This window comes from Pseudoduganella lurida (assembly GCF_007830455.1).
Lineage (GTDB): Bacteria > Pseudomonadota > Gammaproteobacteria > Burkholderiales > Burkholderiaceae_D > Rugamonas > Rugamonas lurida.
This window is the reverse complement of sequence record NZ_VLLB01000016.1, coordinates 25,737-41,675: the sequence shown is the minus strand read 5'-3', so window position 1 is coordinate 41,675 and position 15,939 is coordinate 25,737. Positions and strand designations below refer to the sequence as shown.

General features: G+C 67.9%; 7 protein-coding genes and 1 riboswitch. Of the genes, 3 read left to right on the top strand and 4 right to left on the bottom strand.

Going from position 1 to position 15,939, the window contains the following annotated elements; genetic code table 11:
• Positions 1 to 38 precede the first annotated feature (38 nt).
• On the top strand, positions 39 to 497 hold the full coding sequence (locus tag IP91_RS25505; protein ID WP_145653371.1) for an acyl-CoA thioesterase: 459 nt from the start codon (positions 39 to 41) through the stop codon (positions 495 to 497).
• Between the two features lie 84 nt (positions 498 to 581).
• On the opposite strand, the gene IP91_RS25500 is transcribed toward IP91_RS25505, so the two are convergent.
• The 3 genes from IP91_RS25500 to IP91_RS25490 all read right to left on the bottom strand — a co-directional run bounded on the left by IP91_RS25500 (position 582) and on the right by IP91_RS25490 (position 4,140).
• Positions 582 to 2,396 (bottom strand): DUF885 domain-containing protein, encoded by a 1,815-nt coding sequence (locus tag IP91_RS25500; protein WP_145653369.1) that lies wholly within the window; start codon positions 2,394 to 2,396, stop codon positions 582 to 584.
• A 72-nt stretch (positions 2,397 to 2,468) separates the two neighbouring features.
• The gene (locus IP91_RS25495; RefSeq protein ID WP_229474967.1) at positions 2,469 to 3,650 is read right to left on the bottom strand and encodes an HPP family protein; all 1,182 of its coding nucleotides are present in this window, start codon (positions 3,648 to 3,650) and stop codon (positions 2,469 to 2,471) included.
• 4 nt (positions 3,651 to 3,654) lie between these two features.
• On the bottom strand, positions 3,655 to 4,140 hold the full coding sequence (locus IP91_RS25490; RefSeq protein WP_145653367.1) for an Lrp/AsnC family transcriptional regulator: 486 nt from the start codon (positions 4,138 to 4,140) through the stop codon (positions 3,655 to 3,657).
• Positions 4,141 to 4,240: 100 nt separating this feature from the next.
• Here IP91_RS25490 and IP91_RS25485 point away from each other — a divergent pair, with 100 nt between their 5' ends.
• The gene (locus IP91_RS25485) at positions 4,241 to 6,181 is read left to right on the top strand and encodes an aminotransferase class V-fold PLP-dependent enzyme (RefSeq protein ID WP_145653365.1); all 1,941 of its coding nucleotides are present in this window, start codon (positions 4,241 to 4,243) and stop codon (positions 6,179 to 6,181) included.
• A 204-nt stretch (positions 6,182 to 6,385) separates the two neighbouring features.
• On the top strand, positions 6,386 to 15,067 hold the full coding sequence (locus IP91_RS25480; RefSeq protein WP_371860652.1) for a glycoside hydrolase family 94 protein: 8,682 nt from the start codon (positions 6,386 to 6,388) through the stop codon (positions 15,065 to 15,067).
• Between the two features lie 44 nt (positions 15,068 to 15,111).
• Here IP91_RS25480 and IP91_RS25475 read toward each other — a convergent pair whose 3' ends face one another.
• On the bottom strand, positions 15,112 to 15,687 hold the full coding sequence (locus tag IP91_RS25475; RefSeq protein WP_145653364.1) for a TMEM165/GDT1 family protein: 576 nt from the start codon (positions 15,685 to 15,687) through the stop codon (positions 15,112 to 15,114).
• A 13-nt stretch (positions 15,688 to 15,700) separates the two neighbouring features.
• A riboswitch (yybP-ykoY riboswitch) is annotated at positions 15,701 to 15,908 on the bottom strand.
• Positions 15,909 to 15,939 lie beyond the last annotated feature (31 nt).

The window sequence follows — 15,939 nt, the reverse complement described above, 5'->3', positions numbered from 1 at the left end:
TGTCGCCAACAGACGCTACCACCACTAGGGAGAATAAAATGTTTATGCATGCCAACGTCGCCAACGATGCAGGGACCAGCAACGACCTCAACGCCGCACAGACCTTCCACCACCACCTGACGATCTACCTGAAGGACTCGAATGCTTATGGCAATACTTATTTTGCCCGGTATTTCGAATGGCAGGGCATCTGCCGCGAAAAATGGTTCTACGAATGCATTTCGCGCGACATGCTGCAACAGGAAGGGGTGTTCATCACCAAGCATGCGCAGCAGGACTACCTGCTTGAAACGTTCCCGTTCCAGGAAATCACCTGCGAAGTGAATGCCTACGATGTGAAGCGCTGCTCGTTCTGGCTGGAGTTCCGCTTCTATGCGAACGGCAATCCGGTGTCGGTGGGGCGCCAGCAGATCGTGTTTGCCAGCCACACCAAGCAGATCAAGGCGATGCCGGAGCTGGTGATCAAGCGCATCAAGCGCTATGCGCTGAAGAAGTAAGCGATGGCAGCCAACAGCGCGGCACGCCCGGTGCCGCGCGAAGATGGGCCGGGTGCACCCATTGCAGATGCACCCACTTTCAGACTATCCCTTCCGTGCCGCGATCCAGCGGTCGATCTTCGCCTCCAGCAGACTCAACGGCAACGTGCCGTCGCCCAGCACCTGTTCGTGGAAGGCCGGCAGGCTGAACTTGTCGCCCAGTGCCGCCTGCGCACGCTGGCGCAGTTCCTGGATCTTCAGCGCACCGATCTTGTAGGCCAGCGCCTGGCCCGGCCACGCCATGTAGCGTTCCGTCTCGCTTTTCGCCACCGCATCGTAGCCCAGCGTGTCCTTCATGTACTGGATCGACTGCTCGCGCGTCCAGCCTTTCGCGTGCATGCCCGTGTCGACCACGAGGCGGGTGGCGCGCAGCAGCTCGTCGTTCAGGTGGCCGAAGTACTGGGCCGGGTCGTCGAACAGCTTCATCTCGCGGCCCAGCGTTTCGGCATACAGCGCCCAGCCTTCCGTGAACGCCGTGTTGCCGCCGAACTTGCGGAAGTTCGGCAGCCCCAGCTCCTGCATCAGCGCGATGTGGAAGTGGTGACCGGGCTTGCCTTCGTGGAGGAACAGCGTCGTCATGCCCGTGCTGCCGTACTTGGCCGGATCGGTAACGACGGACCAGAACACGCCGGGCCGCGAGCCGTCGCTGGCCGGTGACGTGTAGTGGTCGGACGCCGTGTCGCGCGACAGTTCCGGCTCCAGCCGCAGGTCCAGCTTCGCCTTCGGCAGCAGCGTGAACATGGCCGGCAGTTTTTCGTCCAGCACGCCGTTCAGCTGGCGGTACACGGCCTGCACTTCATCCTCCGTCTTGAACGGGAAGAAGCGCGGCTGCTGCGACACCCACACGGGGAGGCCGGCCGGCGCGCCCGTGTAGCCCAGCTGCGGGCCCAGCTTCGCGAACTCGCCCTGGATGCGCGCCACTTCCTTCAGGCCGGTGGCGTGAATCGTTTCGGGCGTCAGGTCCGTCGTCGTGGTGTCGGCGATGCTGGCCGCATACCAGGCGCGGCCATTCGGCACGTCGCCCAGGCCCGTCGAGGTGCGGCAGGCGGGAATGTAGTCCTGCTCGATGTACGTGGCCAGGCGGGCCAGGGCCGGCTGCAGCTTCGCCACGGCGGCGCGGTAGTCGCGTGTCAGCGCGGCCTTGTCCGCGGCGGAGAAGCTGGCCGGCAGCTTGCCGACCGGCGTGTAGAAGATGCTCTGCTCTGGCACGGTGCTGACGAGCTTCTGGAACTGCGGCAGCGCCGACACCATGATGGCCTTCGGCTGCGTGACGCCGGTGCGCACGCCTTCGCGCATGTTGGCGATCGCCTGGTCGATCCAGCCCGGCAGCTGCTGCAGGCGGCTCAGGTAGGCGCGGTATTGCTTCACGGTGGTGAGCGGCTGCGAGGCTTCGCCGCTGGCGTAGTTGGCCAGCGTGACGGGCATGCTGTCCATCTGGCTGATCGGCAGCAGGTGGGTGGGGAAGGGCTCGTACGACAGCAGTGTCTTGAGCTCGAAGGCCAGCACGTCGTAGTTGATCAGGTCGCGGTGCGTCAGCTTGTTGCGGTCGATGGCTGCCAGGCGGCGCGTGTAGTCGCGGTACCGGGCGTACTGCTTCGCGCGCTCGGCGGGAAAGATGGCCTTGCCCAGCTGGTCGTCGAAACGGGCATCGCCGTTTTCCGTCGCGCCCACGGGCTGGAAACGGGCATTGGCGTCGTAGTATTCGTCGGCCAGCGCCAGGAGTTTTTTGCTCTCCTGGGCGGAGACGGTGGCGGAGACCTTGCCGGCCGGGGCGGGATTGGCGGGCTGGCCGGCGTGGGCAGGAGCAAAGGCAAGCAGCAGGCTCGTGGCCAGCGCGCCGATGGCGAAGCGGTGTTTCATCGGGAGTCCATGGTGAGGGCGGTGCGTGATCTTGCGATGCTTCACGCGGCCCTGTCAATGCCGTGGATGAGCTCAGGCCGGCCCGGCCGCTTCCGCCAGGCGGTGTTCGTACAGCGCGGCCACCACATCGGACTGCGTGACGATGCCCACGAACCGCCCCTCGCAGTCGACGACGGGAATATGGTGCAGTCCCGCATCGGCCATCAGCGGCACCAGGTCGACGATCGGCGTATCGGCCTGCGCCACGCGCGGCTTGGCCGTCATGATCTGTCCGACGACTTCCGCTTTCTCCGTGTGCGACAGGCCGGAGGGGCGCAGGAACGCGGCCAGCCGGGTGCGCAGGGTGCGGTAGTCGTCCAGGCCGCCATGCTGCAGGAAGTCGCCCTGCGTGACGATGCCGATCACGCGCCGCGCCGGATTCAGCACGGGCAGCGCGGCGATGCGGTGGCCGCGCAGTGCCTGCCAGGCTTCGGCCAGCGGACTGGCGAATTCGGCCGTCACGACATCCTTTGACATGATGTCGCCGCAGGTGATCACGCCAAAGCGGCGCTGGTAGGCGCGCATCTCGGTCGCCAGGAACAGCGCTTCCAGGTCGTCGCGGCTGATGTCGAGCACCTGCCCGTAGCGCTGCAGCACGGCGTCCAGGTCTTCCGGCCTGAAGCCCAGGCGTACGGTGGGCACGTCATCCTTCGTCGCATGCGGGTTCGGGTGGACGGGCGCCTGGCGCTGCGGGTAGCGCCGGCCGGTGAGGTTGTTGTAGACGATCGCGGCGCCCACCAGCAGCAGCGAGTCGATCAGCACGGGACCCAGCGGAAACGCGAAGCCGGCCGCATGCACGGCCGGCCCGCCGATCACGGCCGTCAGGGCCGCGGCGCCACCGGGCGGATGCAGGCAGCGCGTCGTGAACATGGCGGCGATCGCCAGGGCCGCACCGACGGCGGCCAGCGCCGGCATCGGCAGCACGTCGCCCAGCCAGCGTACGCAGGCCGCGCCCACCAGGGCGGAAATCACGTTGCCGCCGATGACGGACCAGGGCTGCGCCAGCGGGCTGGCGGGCAGGCAGAACAGCAGCACGGACGAGGCGCCCATCGGCGCCACCAGCCAGATCGCGTCGGCCCCGAGTAAAAAGTGGGCGCCGGCCCCCGTCACGAAGAGGCCGAGCAGGGCACCGCCGCTGGCGCGCAGGCGTTCGGTGGGACTGGCCGTGCCGGGCGCGGGCAGGAGGGAAACAAATAAAGATCTTACATGCATCATTTCATTATGACATGGCGCCATGGGCCACGAGGTCCAGCGGCAGGGCCGTGGTGTACTTGATCTGCTCCATCGAGAAGGCCGACGACACGCCCGTCAGGTTGATCGCGCGGATCAGTTTTTTATAAAAGCGGTCGTAGCCTTCGATGTCGGTGGTGACCACTTTCAGCAGGTAGTCCACGTCGCCGCTCATGCGGTGGAACTCCATCACCTCCGGCAGCGCAATGACGGCGGCGGCGAATTTCGCCAGCCATTTCTCGTCGTGCTGGCTGGTGCGCACGCTGACGAAGACGGTGACGGGCAGGCCCGCCTGGTGCCGGTTGACGAGGGCCACGCGGCGGTCCAGGTAGCCCTCCTCCTCGAGGCGCTTCAGCCGCTTCCAGCACGGCGTACTGGTCAGCCCCACGCGCGTGGCCAGCTCGGCGACGGACAGCGTGCCGTCCACCTGCAGGGCGCCCAGGATGGCGTAATCGAACTTGTCGAGATCATTCATGCTATGAACTCCTTAAAAGTGGAATATTCATGCCAATATTAACGCATTGACGCAATGCAATTGGCATGAATGGCTTGTGCCGATTCGTTAAGCTAAAGCCATGGATACCATCGACCTCGACAGCAACGCCACCACGCCCATCCTGCCTGCCGCCCTGCGCGCCGCGCTCCAGGTAATGGAAGACCAGTACGGCAACCCGAGCAGCGTCCACGGCACCGGCCTGCGCGCGAAAACCGTGCTGGACGAGGTGCGGGCCTGCGCGCGCCGCGTGCTGGGTGCCCCCACCGGCCGGCTGATGTTCACCAGCGGCGCCACGGAAGGCATCCAGACCGCCGTGCTGTCCGCGCTATGCGCCATCCGCGCCCGGCGTGCCGAGGGCGCGGGCGCCGGGTCACTGCTCGTCTACGGTGCGACGGAGCACAAGGCCGTGCCGGAAAGCCTGGCGCACTGGAACGCGCTGCTCGGACTGGACTTGCAGCTGGTCGCGCTGCCCGTCGATGCCGACGGCCGCCACGACCTGGCCGCCATGCGCGCGCTGGCGCCCGACGCCGCCTTCGTCTGCACCATGGCCGCCAACAACGAGACGGGCATCGTCTCGGATCTGGACGGCATTGCCGCCGCGCTGGCGGGCAGCCCGGCGCTGTGGATGGTCGACTGCGTGCAGGCACTGGGCAAGCTGCCGCTGGCACTGGCGAACACGCGCATCGACTACGCGCCGTTCTCCGGCCACAAGCTGTATGCGCCGAAGGGCACCGGCATGCTGTACGTGCGTGAAGGGGCGCCGTTCACGCCGCTGCTGATGGGCGGCGGCCAGGAAGGGGGCCAGCGCTCCGGCACCGAGAACATGCCGGGCATCGCCGCACTCGGCGCCGTGCTGGCCGCGCTGGAAGCGGGCGGCACGTTCCGCACGCACGCCGAGCTGTGCGGCTTCCGCGAACAAGTAGCGGACGCGCTGCGCGCCGCGCTGCCGGGTGTCGTGTTCAATGCGCCGTTCAACCACGCGCTGCCCACCACGCTCAATTTCTCCGTGCCGGGCCTGTCCAGCAAGGAGCTGCTGGACCTGTTCGATGCGGCCGACGTGCGCGTCTCCGGCGGCAGCGCCTGTTCCGCCAAGGCCGCCAAACCCTCGTATGTGCTGGATGCGATGGGCCTGCCCGTGTGGCGCAGCAGCAGTGCCGTGCGGCTGTCGTACGGCCCGCTGATGGATGCCGCCACGATCACCGAAGCCTGCGCCTGCATCGCCCGCTGCGGCCAGGCGCTGCGCGCCGCCGGCCTGCTGGACACGAGCGACACGCCCGTTGCCGGCGGCCTGCTGCAGCTGACCGCCAACGGCGCCCACACCTGGCTGGTGCTCGATGCGGCCAGCCGCACGGCCGCCGTGATCGATGCCCAGCCGGCCCTGGCGCCACGCATTGCGGCGCTGCTGTGCGGCTACCGGCCGGTGGCCAGCCTGTCGACCCGCGCCGAGGCGCCGGCAGGAGACGACACCATCGCGCTGGGCGAACGCACGCTGCGCCGCATTGTGTCGGCAGCTGGCGTGTGCTACCTGCTGGACGACACCCACGCCTTCACGGGCACGATGGCCCCGGCCTCGCTGGCCGCTATGCTGCTGGCCGATGACCTGCTGGCCGATGACCTGCCGGCCGGCATGCTCCTGTGCCCCGCCACGGAAGCGGTGGCACCGTTCTGCACCGGCGTGCAGTCGCGGCGGGAAGAGGACGTGGACCTGCACCTGGCCGCGGCGGATCTCGCCACCTTCCTGGCCGCGCATCCGGATGCCGTGCTGGTCGATGTGCGCGAAACGTTCGAGCATGCCGCTGCAAAGTCAGATGCCATCAACGTCCCCCTCGGCCGCCTGGCGCAGCAGATCCCCGCCTGGCTGGCGCGCCCGGTGCCGCTGGTGTTCTTCTGCCGCGCCGGCAACCGCAGCGTGCGCGCCGCGCAATGCCTGCGCGATCTCGGTTATCCGATGGCCTGGAGCCTGTCCGGCGGCGTGGCCCTGGCCGGCACCCCGCAGCGGCCATTCGCCCTGGCCGCATGACACTTCTGGTCAACCAAATGCGCATGCGGCGGCCTCCGGGCCGCCGTTTTCATTCGTACTGCAGAGTGACAGGGCCGTTCTTTTGCACTGCATCATTCGTATGTTCGCTAGCGAACAGTTGTAACCCGCAAGCGAGAATAATATTGCCTGAAATATACTGTTAGCCGCGGTGGGCCGATTGCCCGCCTCAGAAGCGAGGCACTCTTGAAAGAATTCTTCCAGCCCTGGCGTGCCGTGACCGCCAGCTTCCAGGAATCGCAACCCGGTTCCGCCGCCCTCCCGCCCGACGAAGACGACCTGCCGCTCAGGGCCGAGCTCTACAGCGCCCAGCAGATGGCCAACCATGGCCGCGTGCTGGCGCAGTCCCACGTGCTCAGCAAGAAGGGCGGTCCCGACCGCCTGCTGTCCCGCCTGACGGACAATGCCGCCCTGCTGCGCCAGACGGCGGAAGAGCTGACGGCGGCCGTCAAGGAAGGCCGGCAGATCACGCCCGCCTCCGAATGGCTGCTCGATAACTATTACCTGATCGAAGAACAGATCCGCATCGCGCGGCGCCACCTGCCGAAGGACTACAGCAAGGAGCTGCCCCGTCTGGAAAAAGGCGCGGCACCGGGCACGCCGCGCGTCTACAAGCTGGCGCTGGAAGTGATCGCGCATGGCGACGGCCGCGTCGATCCGGAAAGCCTGTGCCGCTTCGTCGAGGCCTACCAGGAAGCCGCGCCGCTGACCCTCGGCGAACTGTGGGCGATCCCGATCATGCTGCGCCTGGCCCTGCTGGAAAACATGCGCCGCGTGGCCGCGCGGGTGGCGGCCAACCGCTACCAGCGCGACCTGGCCAACAGCTGGGCCGACCAGATGCTGGAAACGGCCGACAAGAATCCGTCCGGCCTGATCCTGCTGGTGGCCGACATGGCGCGCTCGAACCCGCCCGTCACCAGCGGCTTCGTTGCCGAGATGTCGCGCCGCCTGCAGGGCCAGAGCCCGGCGCTGACGCTGGCGCTCACGTGGATCACCTACAAGCTGGCCGACGAAGGCCAGACCATCGAACAGCAGATCCAGGCCGAGATCGGCCAGCAGGCCGCCGAACAGGTGTCGCTGGCGAACAGCATCGGCAGCCTGCGCTTCCTGGGCACGATGGACTGGCAGGAATTCGTCGAGACGATGAGCACCGTCGAACGCATCCTGCGCGAGGACCCGGCCGGCGTGTACGGTGCGATGGAATTCGCCACGCGCGACCAGTACCGCCACGTGATCGAACGCATCGCGCGGGGCTCCGCGCTGGCCGAGGCGGAAGTGGCCGGCCTGGCGCTGGAACTGGCGCGCATGCACCAGGGGCAGGGCAGCGAATCGCGCGACCCGCACCATGGCCACATCGGCTTCTACCTGATCGACAAGGGCGTGCTGCTCCTGGAGCGCAAGGCCGAACTGCGGCGCCCGCCGCGCGAGGCGCTGCAGGCCACGCTGCGTGCGGCGCCGCTGGTGTCTTACCTTGGCTCGATCGCGGCGCTGTCCGTCGTCGCCACCGGGCTGATGGTGGAACGGGCGCTGCGCGACGGCGTCACGGGCTGGCTGCTGGCGCTCGTCGCCATCGTCGGTCTGATGGGCAGCAGCCAGCTGGCACTGGCGCTGGTGAACTGGGTCGCCACGCTCGTCACCCGGCCGCACCCGCTGCCGCGCATGGACTTCAAGGGCGGCATTCCGTCCGATGCGCGCGCCGTCGTGGTGGTGCCGTCGCTGTTCTACAGCGTGGCGAATGTGGATGAATTGTGCGAACAGCTGGAAGTGCGCTTCCTGGCCAACCGCGATCCGAACCTGCATTTCTGCCTGCTGTCCGACTTCGCCGATGCGCCGTCCGAAACGCTGCCCACCGATGCGGCGCTTCTGGAACGGGCGCGCGGCCACATCGAGTCGCTGAACGCGAAATACGGCCATGCCGACAACGAAGCGCCGTTCGTGCTGCTGCACCGCCCGCGCCGCTGGAGCGAAACGGAACGCACGTGGATGGGCCACGAACGCAAGCGCGGCAAGCTCTCCGACCTCAACCGCTTCCTGCGCCTGAAAGACAACGCACGCGCTGCCTTCGCGCTGATCGTCGGCGAAACGGGCGGGCTGCATACCGTCAAATACGTCATCACGCTGGACTCGGACACGCAGCTGGCGCGCGATTCGGCACGCCAGTTCATCGCCACGATGCGCCATCCGCTGAACCAGCCGCGCATCGACCCGCACACGCGCCGCGTGGTGGCCGGCTACGGCATCCTGCAGCCCCGCGTGGCGGTGAGCCTGCCCAGCCCGGACGCCTCGCTGTACGAGCGCCTGTGCGGCGGCGAGCCGGGCATCGACCCGTACACGCGCACCGTGTCGGACGTGTACCAGGACGTGTTTGCCGAGGGCTCGTTCATCGGCAAGGGCATCTACGACCTGGACGTGTTCGAGAGCGTGCTGGACGACCGCTTCCCGGAAAACCGCATCCTGTCCCACGACCTGCTGGAAGGCTGCTACCTGCGCGCCGGCCTGCTGTCCGACGCTCAGCTGTTCGAGCAGTATCCGCAGCGCTATCGCGAGGACGTGAGCCGCCGCCACCGCTGGATCCGCGGCGACTGGCAGCTGGCCGGCTGGCTGTTCGGCCGCGTGCGCAATGCGCATGGCCAGCGCGAGAAGAATCCCCTGTCCGCGCTGTCGCGCTGGAAGCTGTTCGACAACCTGCGCCGCAGCCTCGTCGCGCCGGCCCTGACCCTGTCGCTGCTGCTGGCCTTCGCCGTGCTGCCGCATCCGTGGTTCTGGACCGCCGCCGTGCTGGCCATCCTCTTCGTGCCGTCGCTCGTGGCGATCGCCTACGACTTCACGCACAAGTCGCCGGACACGCTGTGGCGCCAGCACCTGCCGAACGCGGCGCGCCGCAGCGGCCTGCATCTCGCGCATGCCGTGCTCACGCTGGTGTTCCTGCCGTACGAGGCGTATTTCAGCCTGGACGCCATCGTGCGCACCGGCTGGCGCATGTTCGTCTCGAAGCAGCACCTGCTGCAGTGGCGTCCCTCGGCACTGTCGCGTGCCAACGGCGGCCTGGCCAGCAGCTGGCGCGCCATGTGGGTGTCGCCGGTGCTGGCGCTGGTGGCCGGCACCGCGCTGGCGATGTGGCGCATCAAGGCCTTCGAGGCGGCCACGATCTTCCTCGTCGCCTGGTTCCTCGCGCCGGTGGTGGCCTGGTGGATCAGCCGCCCGGTGGCGCGCCTGCAGGCGCAGCTCTCCGCCGACCAGCGCCAGTTCCTGCACGTCCTGTCGCGCAAGACCTGGGCCTGGTTCGAAACCTTCGTGGGACCGGACGACCACTGGCTGCCGCCGGATAACGTGCAGGAGCATCCGAACACGGTGATCGCCCACCGCACCTCGCCCACCAATATCGGCATGGCGCTGCTGGCCAACCTGACGGCCTACGACTTCGGCTACGTGACGCTGGCCCAGGTACTGCAGCGCACCCGCAATACGCTGGCCACGATGGCCGAGCTGGAACGCTACCAGGGCCACTTCTACAACTGGTACGACACGCAGTCGAAGAAGCCGCTGCATCCCGTCTACGTGTCGACGGTGGACAGCGGCAACCTGGCCGGCCACCTGCTGACGCTGCAGGCCGGCCTGGCCAGCGCGCCGGACGACGCGATCCTCGGCCCGCAGATCGTCGACGGCATCGCCACCACGCTGCACGTGCTGCAGGAAGCCTTCGAGGCCGCCGAAGGCATCGACCACGCGCTGCTGGCGCCGCTGCAGGAAGCGGTGATGCCGGCGCAGCCGCTGTACCCGGCCAACCTGCCGGAACTGCGCGCCTGGCTGTGCCGCGCCATGACGGCGGCCGACGCGCTGCTGGCCGAACCGATCCTGGCCAACGACGCCACCGTGCGCATGTGGGCCGGGGCATTGGCCGCGCAATGCCATGCCGCGCTGGACGACCTGGACCTGCTGGCACCGTGGATCGTGGCGCATACCGGCGCCATCATCGATCCGGGCCTGCTGCGCATTCCCACCTTGCGCGAACTGGCGGCGTATCCGCCGGCCGGCGCGGTCATGTCCGACCTGGCGCCGGAAGAGCGCGAGCGGCGCCAGCATCTCGCCGTGCTGCTGGAGCAGGGCGCCGACGTGGCGCGCGTGCGCATGGCCGCACTGCAGGAACTGGCGGCGCAGGCGCGCGACTTCGCGCAGATGGACTACGGCTTCCTGTTCAACCGCACCACCAAGCTGCTGGCGATCGGCTACAACGTCACCGACCGCCGCCTGGACGCCAGCTACTACGACCTGCTCGCCTCCGAGGTGCGCCTGGCCAGCTACGTGGCCGTGGCCCAGGGCCAGCTGCCGCAGGAGCACTGGTTCGCGCTGGGCCGCCAGCTGTGCATCGTGCACGGCCAGCCCGTGCTGATGTCGTGGAGCGGCTCGATGTTCGAGTACCTGATGCCGCTCCTGGTGATGCCGACCTATCCGGACACGCTGCTGGACCAGACCTATCACTCGGTGGTGGCGGCGCAGATCGAATACGGCCGCCAGCGCAACGTGCCGTGGGGCGTTTCCGAATCCGGCTACACGACGGTGGACGCCTCCATGAACTACCAGTACCGCGCGTTCGGCGTGCCGGGCACCGGCATGAAGCGCGGCCTGGCGGACGACCTGGTGATCGCTCCCTACGCCTCCATGATGGCGCTGATGGTGGAACCGGAAGCGGCCTGCCAGAACCTGCAGAAGATGGCCGGGCTGGGCTTCATGGGGCGCTACGGCTTCTACGAGGCGGTCGACTACACGCAGTCGCGCCTGCCGCGCGGCCAGGCCTTCGGCATCGTCAAGTCGTTCATGGTGCACCACCAGGGCATGGGTTTCCTGTCCCTGTCCTACCTGCTGCACGACCGGCCGATGCAGCGCCGCTTCGAATCCGATCCGATGCTGCAGTCGGCGCTGCTGATGCTGCAGGAACGCAGCCCGCGCATCGGCGCGTTCTACTCCACCAGCTCGGAGCAGGCCGCGGCCGTGCGTACCAACGGCAACGAACAGGCGGCACCGATGCGCGTGCTGTCGCAGCCGAACACGGCGGTGCCGGAAACCCAGCTGCTGTCGAACGGCCGCTACCACGTGATGGTCACCGCAGCCGGCGGCAGCTACAGCCGCTGGCGCGACCTGTCCGTCACGCGCTGGCGCGAGGACACCACGCGCGACAACTGGGGCCAGTTCTGCTACGTGCGCGACGAGGACGGCCACTTCTGGTCGAACACTTATCAACCGACCCTGACGGAGCCGGAGCGCTACGAGGTAATCTTCTCCGAAGGCCGCGCCGAATTCCGCCGCGGCGACCGCGACATCGACACCTACACGGAGATCGTCGTCTCGCCGGAAGACGACATCGAGATGCGCCGCCTGCGCGTGACGAACAACTCCTCGCGCAGCCGCACGATCGAGCTGACCAGCTTTGCCGAAGTGGTGCTGGCCCCGGCCGCGGCCGACGAAGCCCATCCGGCCTTCTCTAAGCTGTTCGTGCAGACCGAGATCCTGCCGGACGACAGCGCGATCCTGTGCACCCGTCGCCCGCGCGGCAAGGGCGAGCACACGCCGTTCATGCTGCACGTGATGACGGTGCATGACGCGCAGGTGGTCGAGGTGTCGTACGAGACCGACCGCGCCCACTTCATCGGCCGCGGCAACACGGTGCGCGCGCCGCAGGCGCTGGTGGAGGCGGGCCCGCTGGCCGGCGGCCAGGGCTCGGTGCTCGATCCGATCGTGGCGATCCGCTACCGCATCACGCTGGCACCGGACCAGCAGGCCACCATCGACATCGCCACCGGCATGACGGACACGCGCGAGGCGGCCCGGTACCTGATCGACAAGTACCAGGACCGCCACATGGCCGACCGCGTGTTCGAACTGGCCTGGACGCACAGCCAGGTAGTGCTGCGCCAGCTGAACGCCAGCGAGGCGGACGGCCAGCTGTACAGCAGCCTGGCCAACCACGTGATCTACCCGAACGCGGCGCTGCGTGCCGATGCGGCCGTGCTGATCAAGAACCATCGCGGCCAGTCCGGCCTGTGGCCGTACGCGATCTCCGGCGACCTGCCGATCGTGCTGCTGCAGGTGAAGGACTCCGAGAACATCGAGCTGGCCAAGCAGATGGTGCAGGCGCATGCCTACTGGCGCCTGAAAGGGCTCGTCGTGGACCTGGTGATCTGGTTCGAGGACACGTCCGGCTACCGCCAGGCGCTGTACGACCAGATCATGGGACTGATCGCCTCCGGCATCGATGCCCAGGCGATCGACCGGCCGGGCGGCGTGTACGTGCGCCCGCTGGACCAGATCTCGACCGAGGACCGCATCCTGCTGCAGACGGTGGCGCGCGTGATCGTCAACGACGGGCGCGGCACGCTGGCCGAACAGGTCAAGCGCACCGGCGTCCAGACGCTGCGCATGCCGCCGCTGCTGGCCGACAGCCGCGGCGAGTACGACGACGCGGGCCCGCACACCCACATCCCGCATGACCTGATCCTGTCGAACGGTATCGGCGGCTTCACGCCGGATGGCCGCGAGTACGTGATCGTGACGGGACCGGGCCGCCGCACGCCGGCACCGTGGTCGAACGTGCTGGCCAATCCGCAGTTCGGCAGCATCGTCTCGGAAAGCGGCCAGGCCTATACCTGGCACGAGAACGCCCACGAATTCCGCCTCACCCCATGGCACAACGATCCGGTGACGGATGCCAGCGGCGAAGCGTTCTACCTGCGCGACGAGGCCAGCGGCCACTTCTGGTCGCCAACGCCATTGCCGGCCCGCGGCAGCGGCGACTACGTGACGCGCCATGGTTTCGGCTACAGCACCTTCCAGCACACGGAAGCGGGCATCACGTCGGCCTTGACGACCTACGTGGCCAACGAAGCGCCGGTGCGCTACACGATTCTGAAGGTGCGCAACGATTCGCTCGTGACGCGCAAGCTGTCCGCCACCGGCTACGTGGAATGGGTGCTGGGCGAGATGCGTTCGAAGTCCGGCATGCACGTGATCACGGAGCAGGACCCCGTGAGCGGCGCGCTGTTCGCCCGCAATCCGTACAACACCGAGTTCTCCGGCCGCGTGGCGTTCTTCCACGTGGATGCGGCGACGCGCACGGTGACGGCCGACCGCACCGAATTCCTGGGCCGGAACGGCACGCTGGCCAGTCCCGCGGCGCTGCGGCGCCAGCGCCTGTCCGGCAAGGTGGGCACGGGCCTGGACAGCTGCGGCGCGCTGCAGGTGCCGTTCGAACTGCAGCCGGGCCAGGAGCGCGAGATCGTGTTCGTGCTGGGCATCGGCGGCCGCCGCAATGCGGATGCGGCCACGATGGTGCAGAAGCATGGCGGGATCGCCGCCGCGCAGGAAGCACTGGCCGCCGTGCACGGCCACTGGAAGGAAACGCTGGGTGCCGTCACGATCCAGACTCCCGACCCGGCGCTGGACGTGATCGCCAATGGCTGGCTGATGTACCAGACCATCGCCTGCCGCCTGTGGGCGCGCAGCGGCTACTACCAGTCCGGCGGCGCCATCGGCTACCGCGACCAGCTGCAGGATGCGATGGCGATGGTGCACACCGAACCGCACCTGCTGCGCGAGCACCTGGTGCTGTGCGCGGCGCACCAGTTCGTGGAAGGCGACGTGCAGCACTGGTGGCATCCGCCCACCGGCCGTGGCGTGCGCACGCACTGCTCGGACGATTACCTGTGGCTGCCGCTGGCAACCGCACGCTACATCCAGATCACGGGCGATGCGACCGTGCTGGACGAGCAGGCACCGTACCTGGAAGGCCGCCCGCTGAAGCCGGAGGAGGATTCGTATTACGACATGCCGGGCCGTTCGCCCCAGTCGGGCGACCTGTACGAGCACTGCGTGCGCGCCATCCGCAACGGCCTGCGCTTCGGCGTGCACGGCCTGCCGCTGATCGGCTCCTGCGACTGGAACGACGGCATGGACAAGGTCGGCGCGGAAGGCAAGGGCGAGAGCGTGTGGCTGGCCTGGTTCCTGTTCGACGTGCTGCAGCAGTTCGCGGTGGTGGCCGAAGCGCGTGGCGACACCGGCTTCGCGAACGAGTGCCGCGACGAGGCGAAGAAGCTGGCGGCCAACGTGGAGCAGAACGCGTGGGACGGCCAGTGGTACCGCCGCGCCTACTTCGACGACGGCACGCCGCTCGGCTCGAGCGAGAACGAGGAATGCCAGATCGACTCCATCTCGCAGAGCTGGGGCGTGCTGTCCGGCGCCGCCGATCCGCAGCGCGTGCATGGCGCGATGGCGCAGGTCGATGCGCGGCTGGTGAAGCGCGACGCGGGCTTCATCCAGCTGCTCGACCCGCCGTTCGACAAGGCCGATCCGAACCCCGGCTACATCCAGGGCTACGTGCCGGGCGTGCGGGAAAACGGCGGCCAGTACACCCATGCCGCCGTGTGGACCGTGATGGCCTTCGCGAAGATGGGCGACACGGCCAAGGCCTGGGAGCTGATGCGGCTCATCAACCCGGTGCAGCATGGCAGCAGCGCGGACAACATCGCCACCTACAAGGTCGAGCCGTATGTGGTGACGGCCGACATCTACGCGGTCGAACCGCACGTGGGTCGCGGTGGCTGGAGCTGGTACACGGGTTCTTCGGGCTGGATGTACCGCCTGATCCTGGAGTCGCTGCTGGGCCTGAGCCGCAACGCCGACCGCTTGGCGCTCGCGCCGCGCATGCCGGACGAGTGGGAGGGCTTCACGCTCAACTACCGCTATGGCAGGAGCCGCTATGCAATCCGCGTCTCGCGCGGCACGCCGTCGCTGACGGTCGATGGCGCGGCGCAGCCGGCCATGGAGATCGCGCTGGTCGATGATGGCCGCGAGCACGCCGTCGAGCTGCGCGTGTAAACATGCACCGAACATCGGGGACAGGTGCCTGTCCCCGATCTCTTCTACAACCCCACCGCCTCCCCAACCCCCATCAGCGTGGCAATCCCCAGCACGACAAAGATCGCGGCCGCAATGCCGTGCACCAGCTTCAGGTTGACCGCCGTGGCAGCCTTCCTGCCCAGATAAACGGCCGGCACGTTCGCCAGCATCATGCCCAGGGTGGTGCCCATCACGACGGACGCCATGTCGTCGAAGCGCGCCGCGAGGGCCACGGTGGCGATCTGCGTCTTGTCGCCCATCTCGGCCAGGAAGAAGGCGATCAGCGTCGCGACGAACACGCCGTGGTTGCCGGAGGGCTTGTCGTCCTCGTCGATCTCGTCCGGCACCATGATCCAGGCGGCCATCGCGATGAAGCCCAGGCCGAGGATCCAGCGCAGCACGTTCGGTCCCATCAGCTCCGTCAGCCACGTACCGACGGCGGCGGCGCAGAAGTGGTTGACGACGGTGGCGACGAAGATGCCGGCCACGATGGGCAGCGGACGACGGAACTGGGTGGCGAGCACGAAGGCAAGCAGCTGGGTCTTGTCGCCGATTTCGGCGAGGGCGACGATGCCCGTTGAAACGAGGAAGGCTTCCATTGAAGGTGGCTGGGGGCCGGAAATTCACCAAAGATCCACGCGCAGCTCCGGCCCCTGGTGCAAGTAATGGGCCGCCCGTGGATCATTGGTCTCGCCAGGCCGGCAAGACGATGCTTGCGGCCACCTGCACCACGGCCTGCGGGCCGATCATGTTGATGCAGGTTCTGTCCATGCCGACGATGCCGGCGCAGCACAGGAGGCTACTCCCCAAAGAACGGTCGCCATGATAGCAGAGGTGCCCGGCGGGGGCCA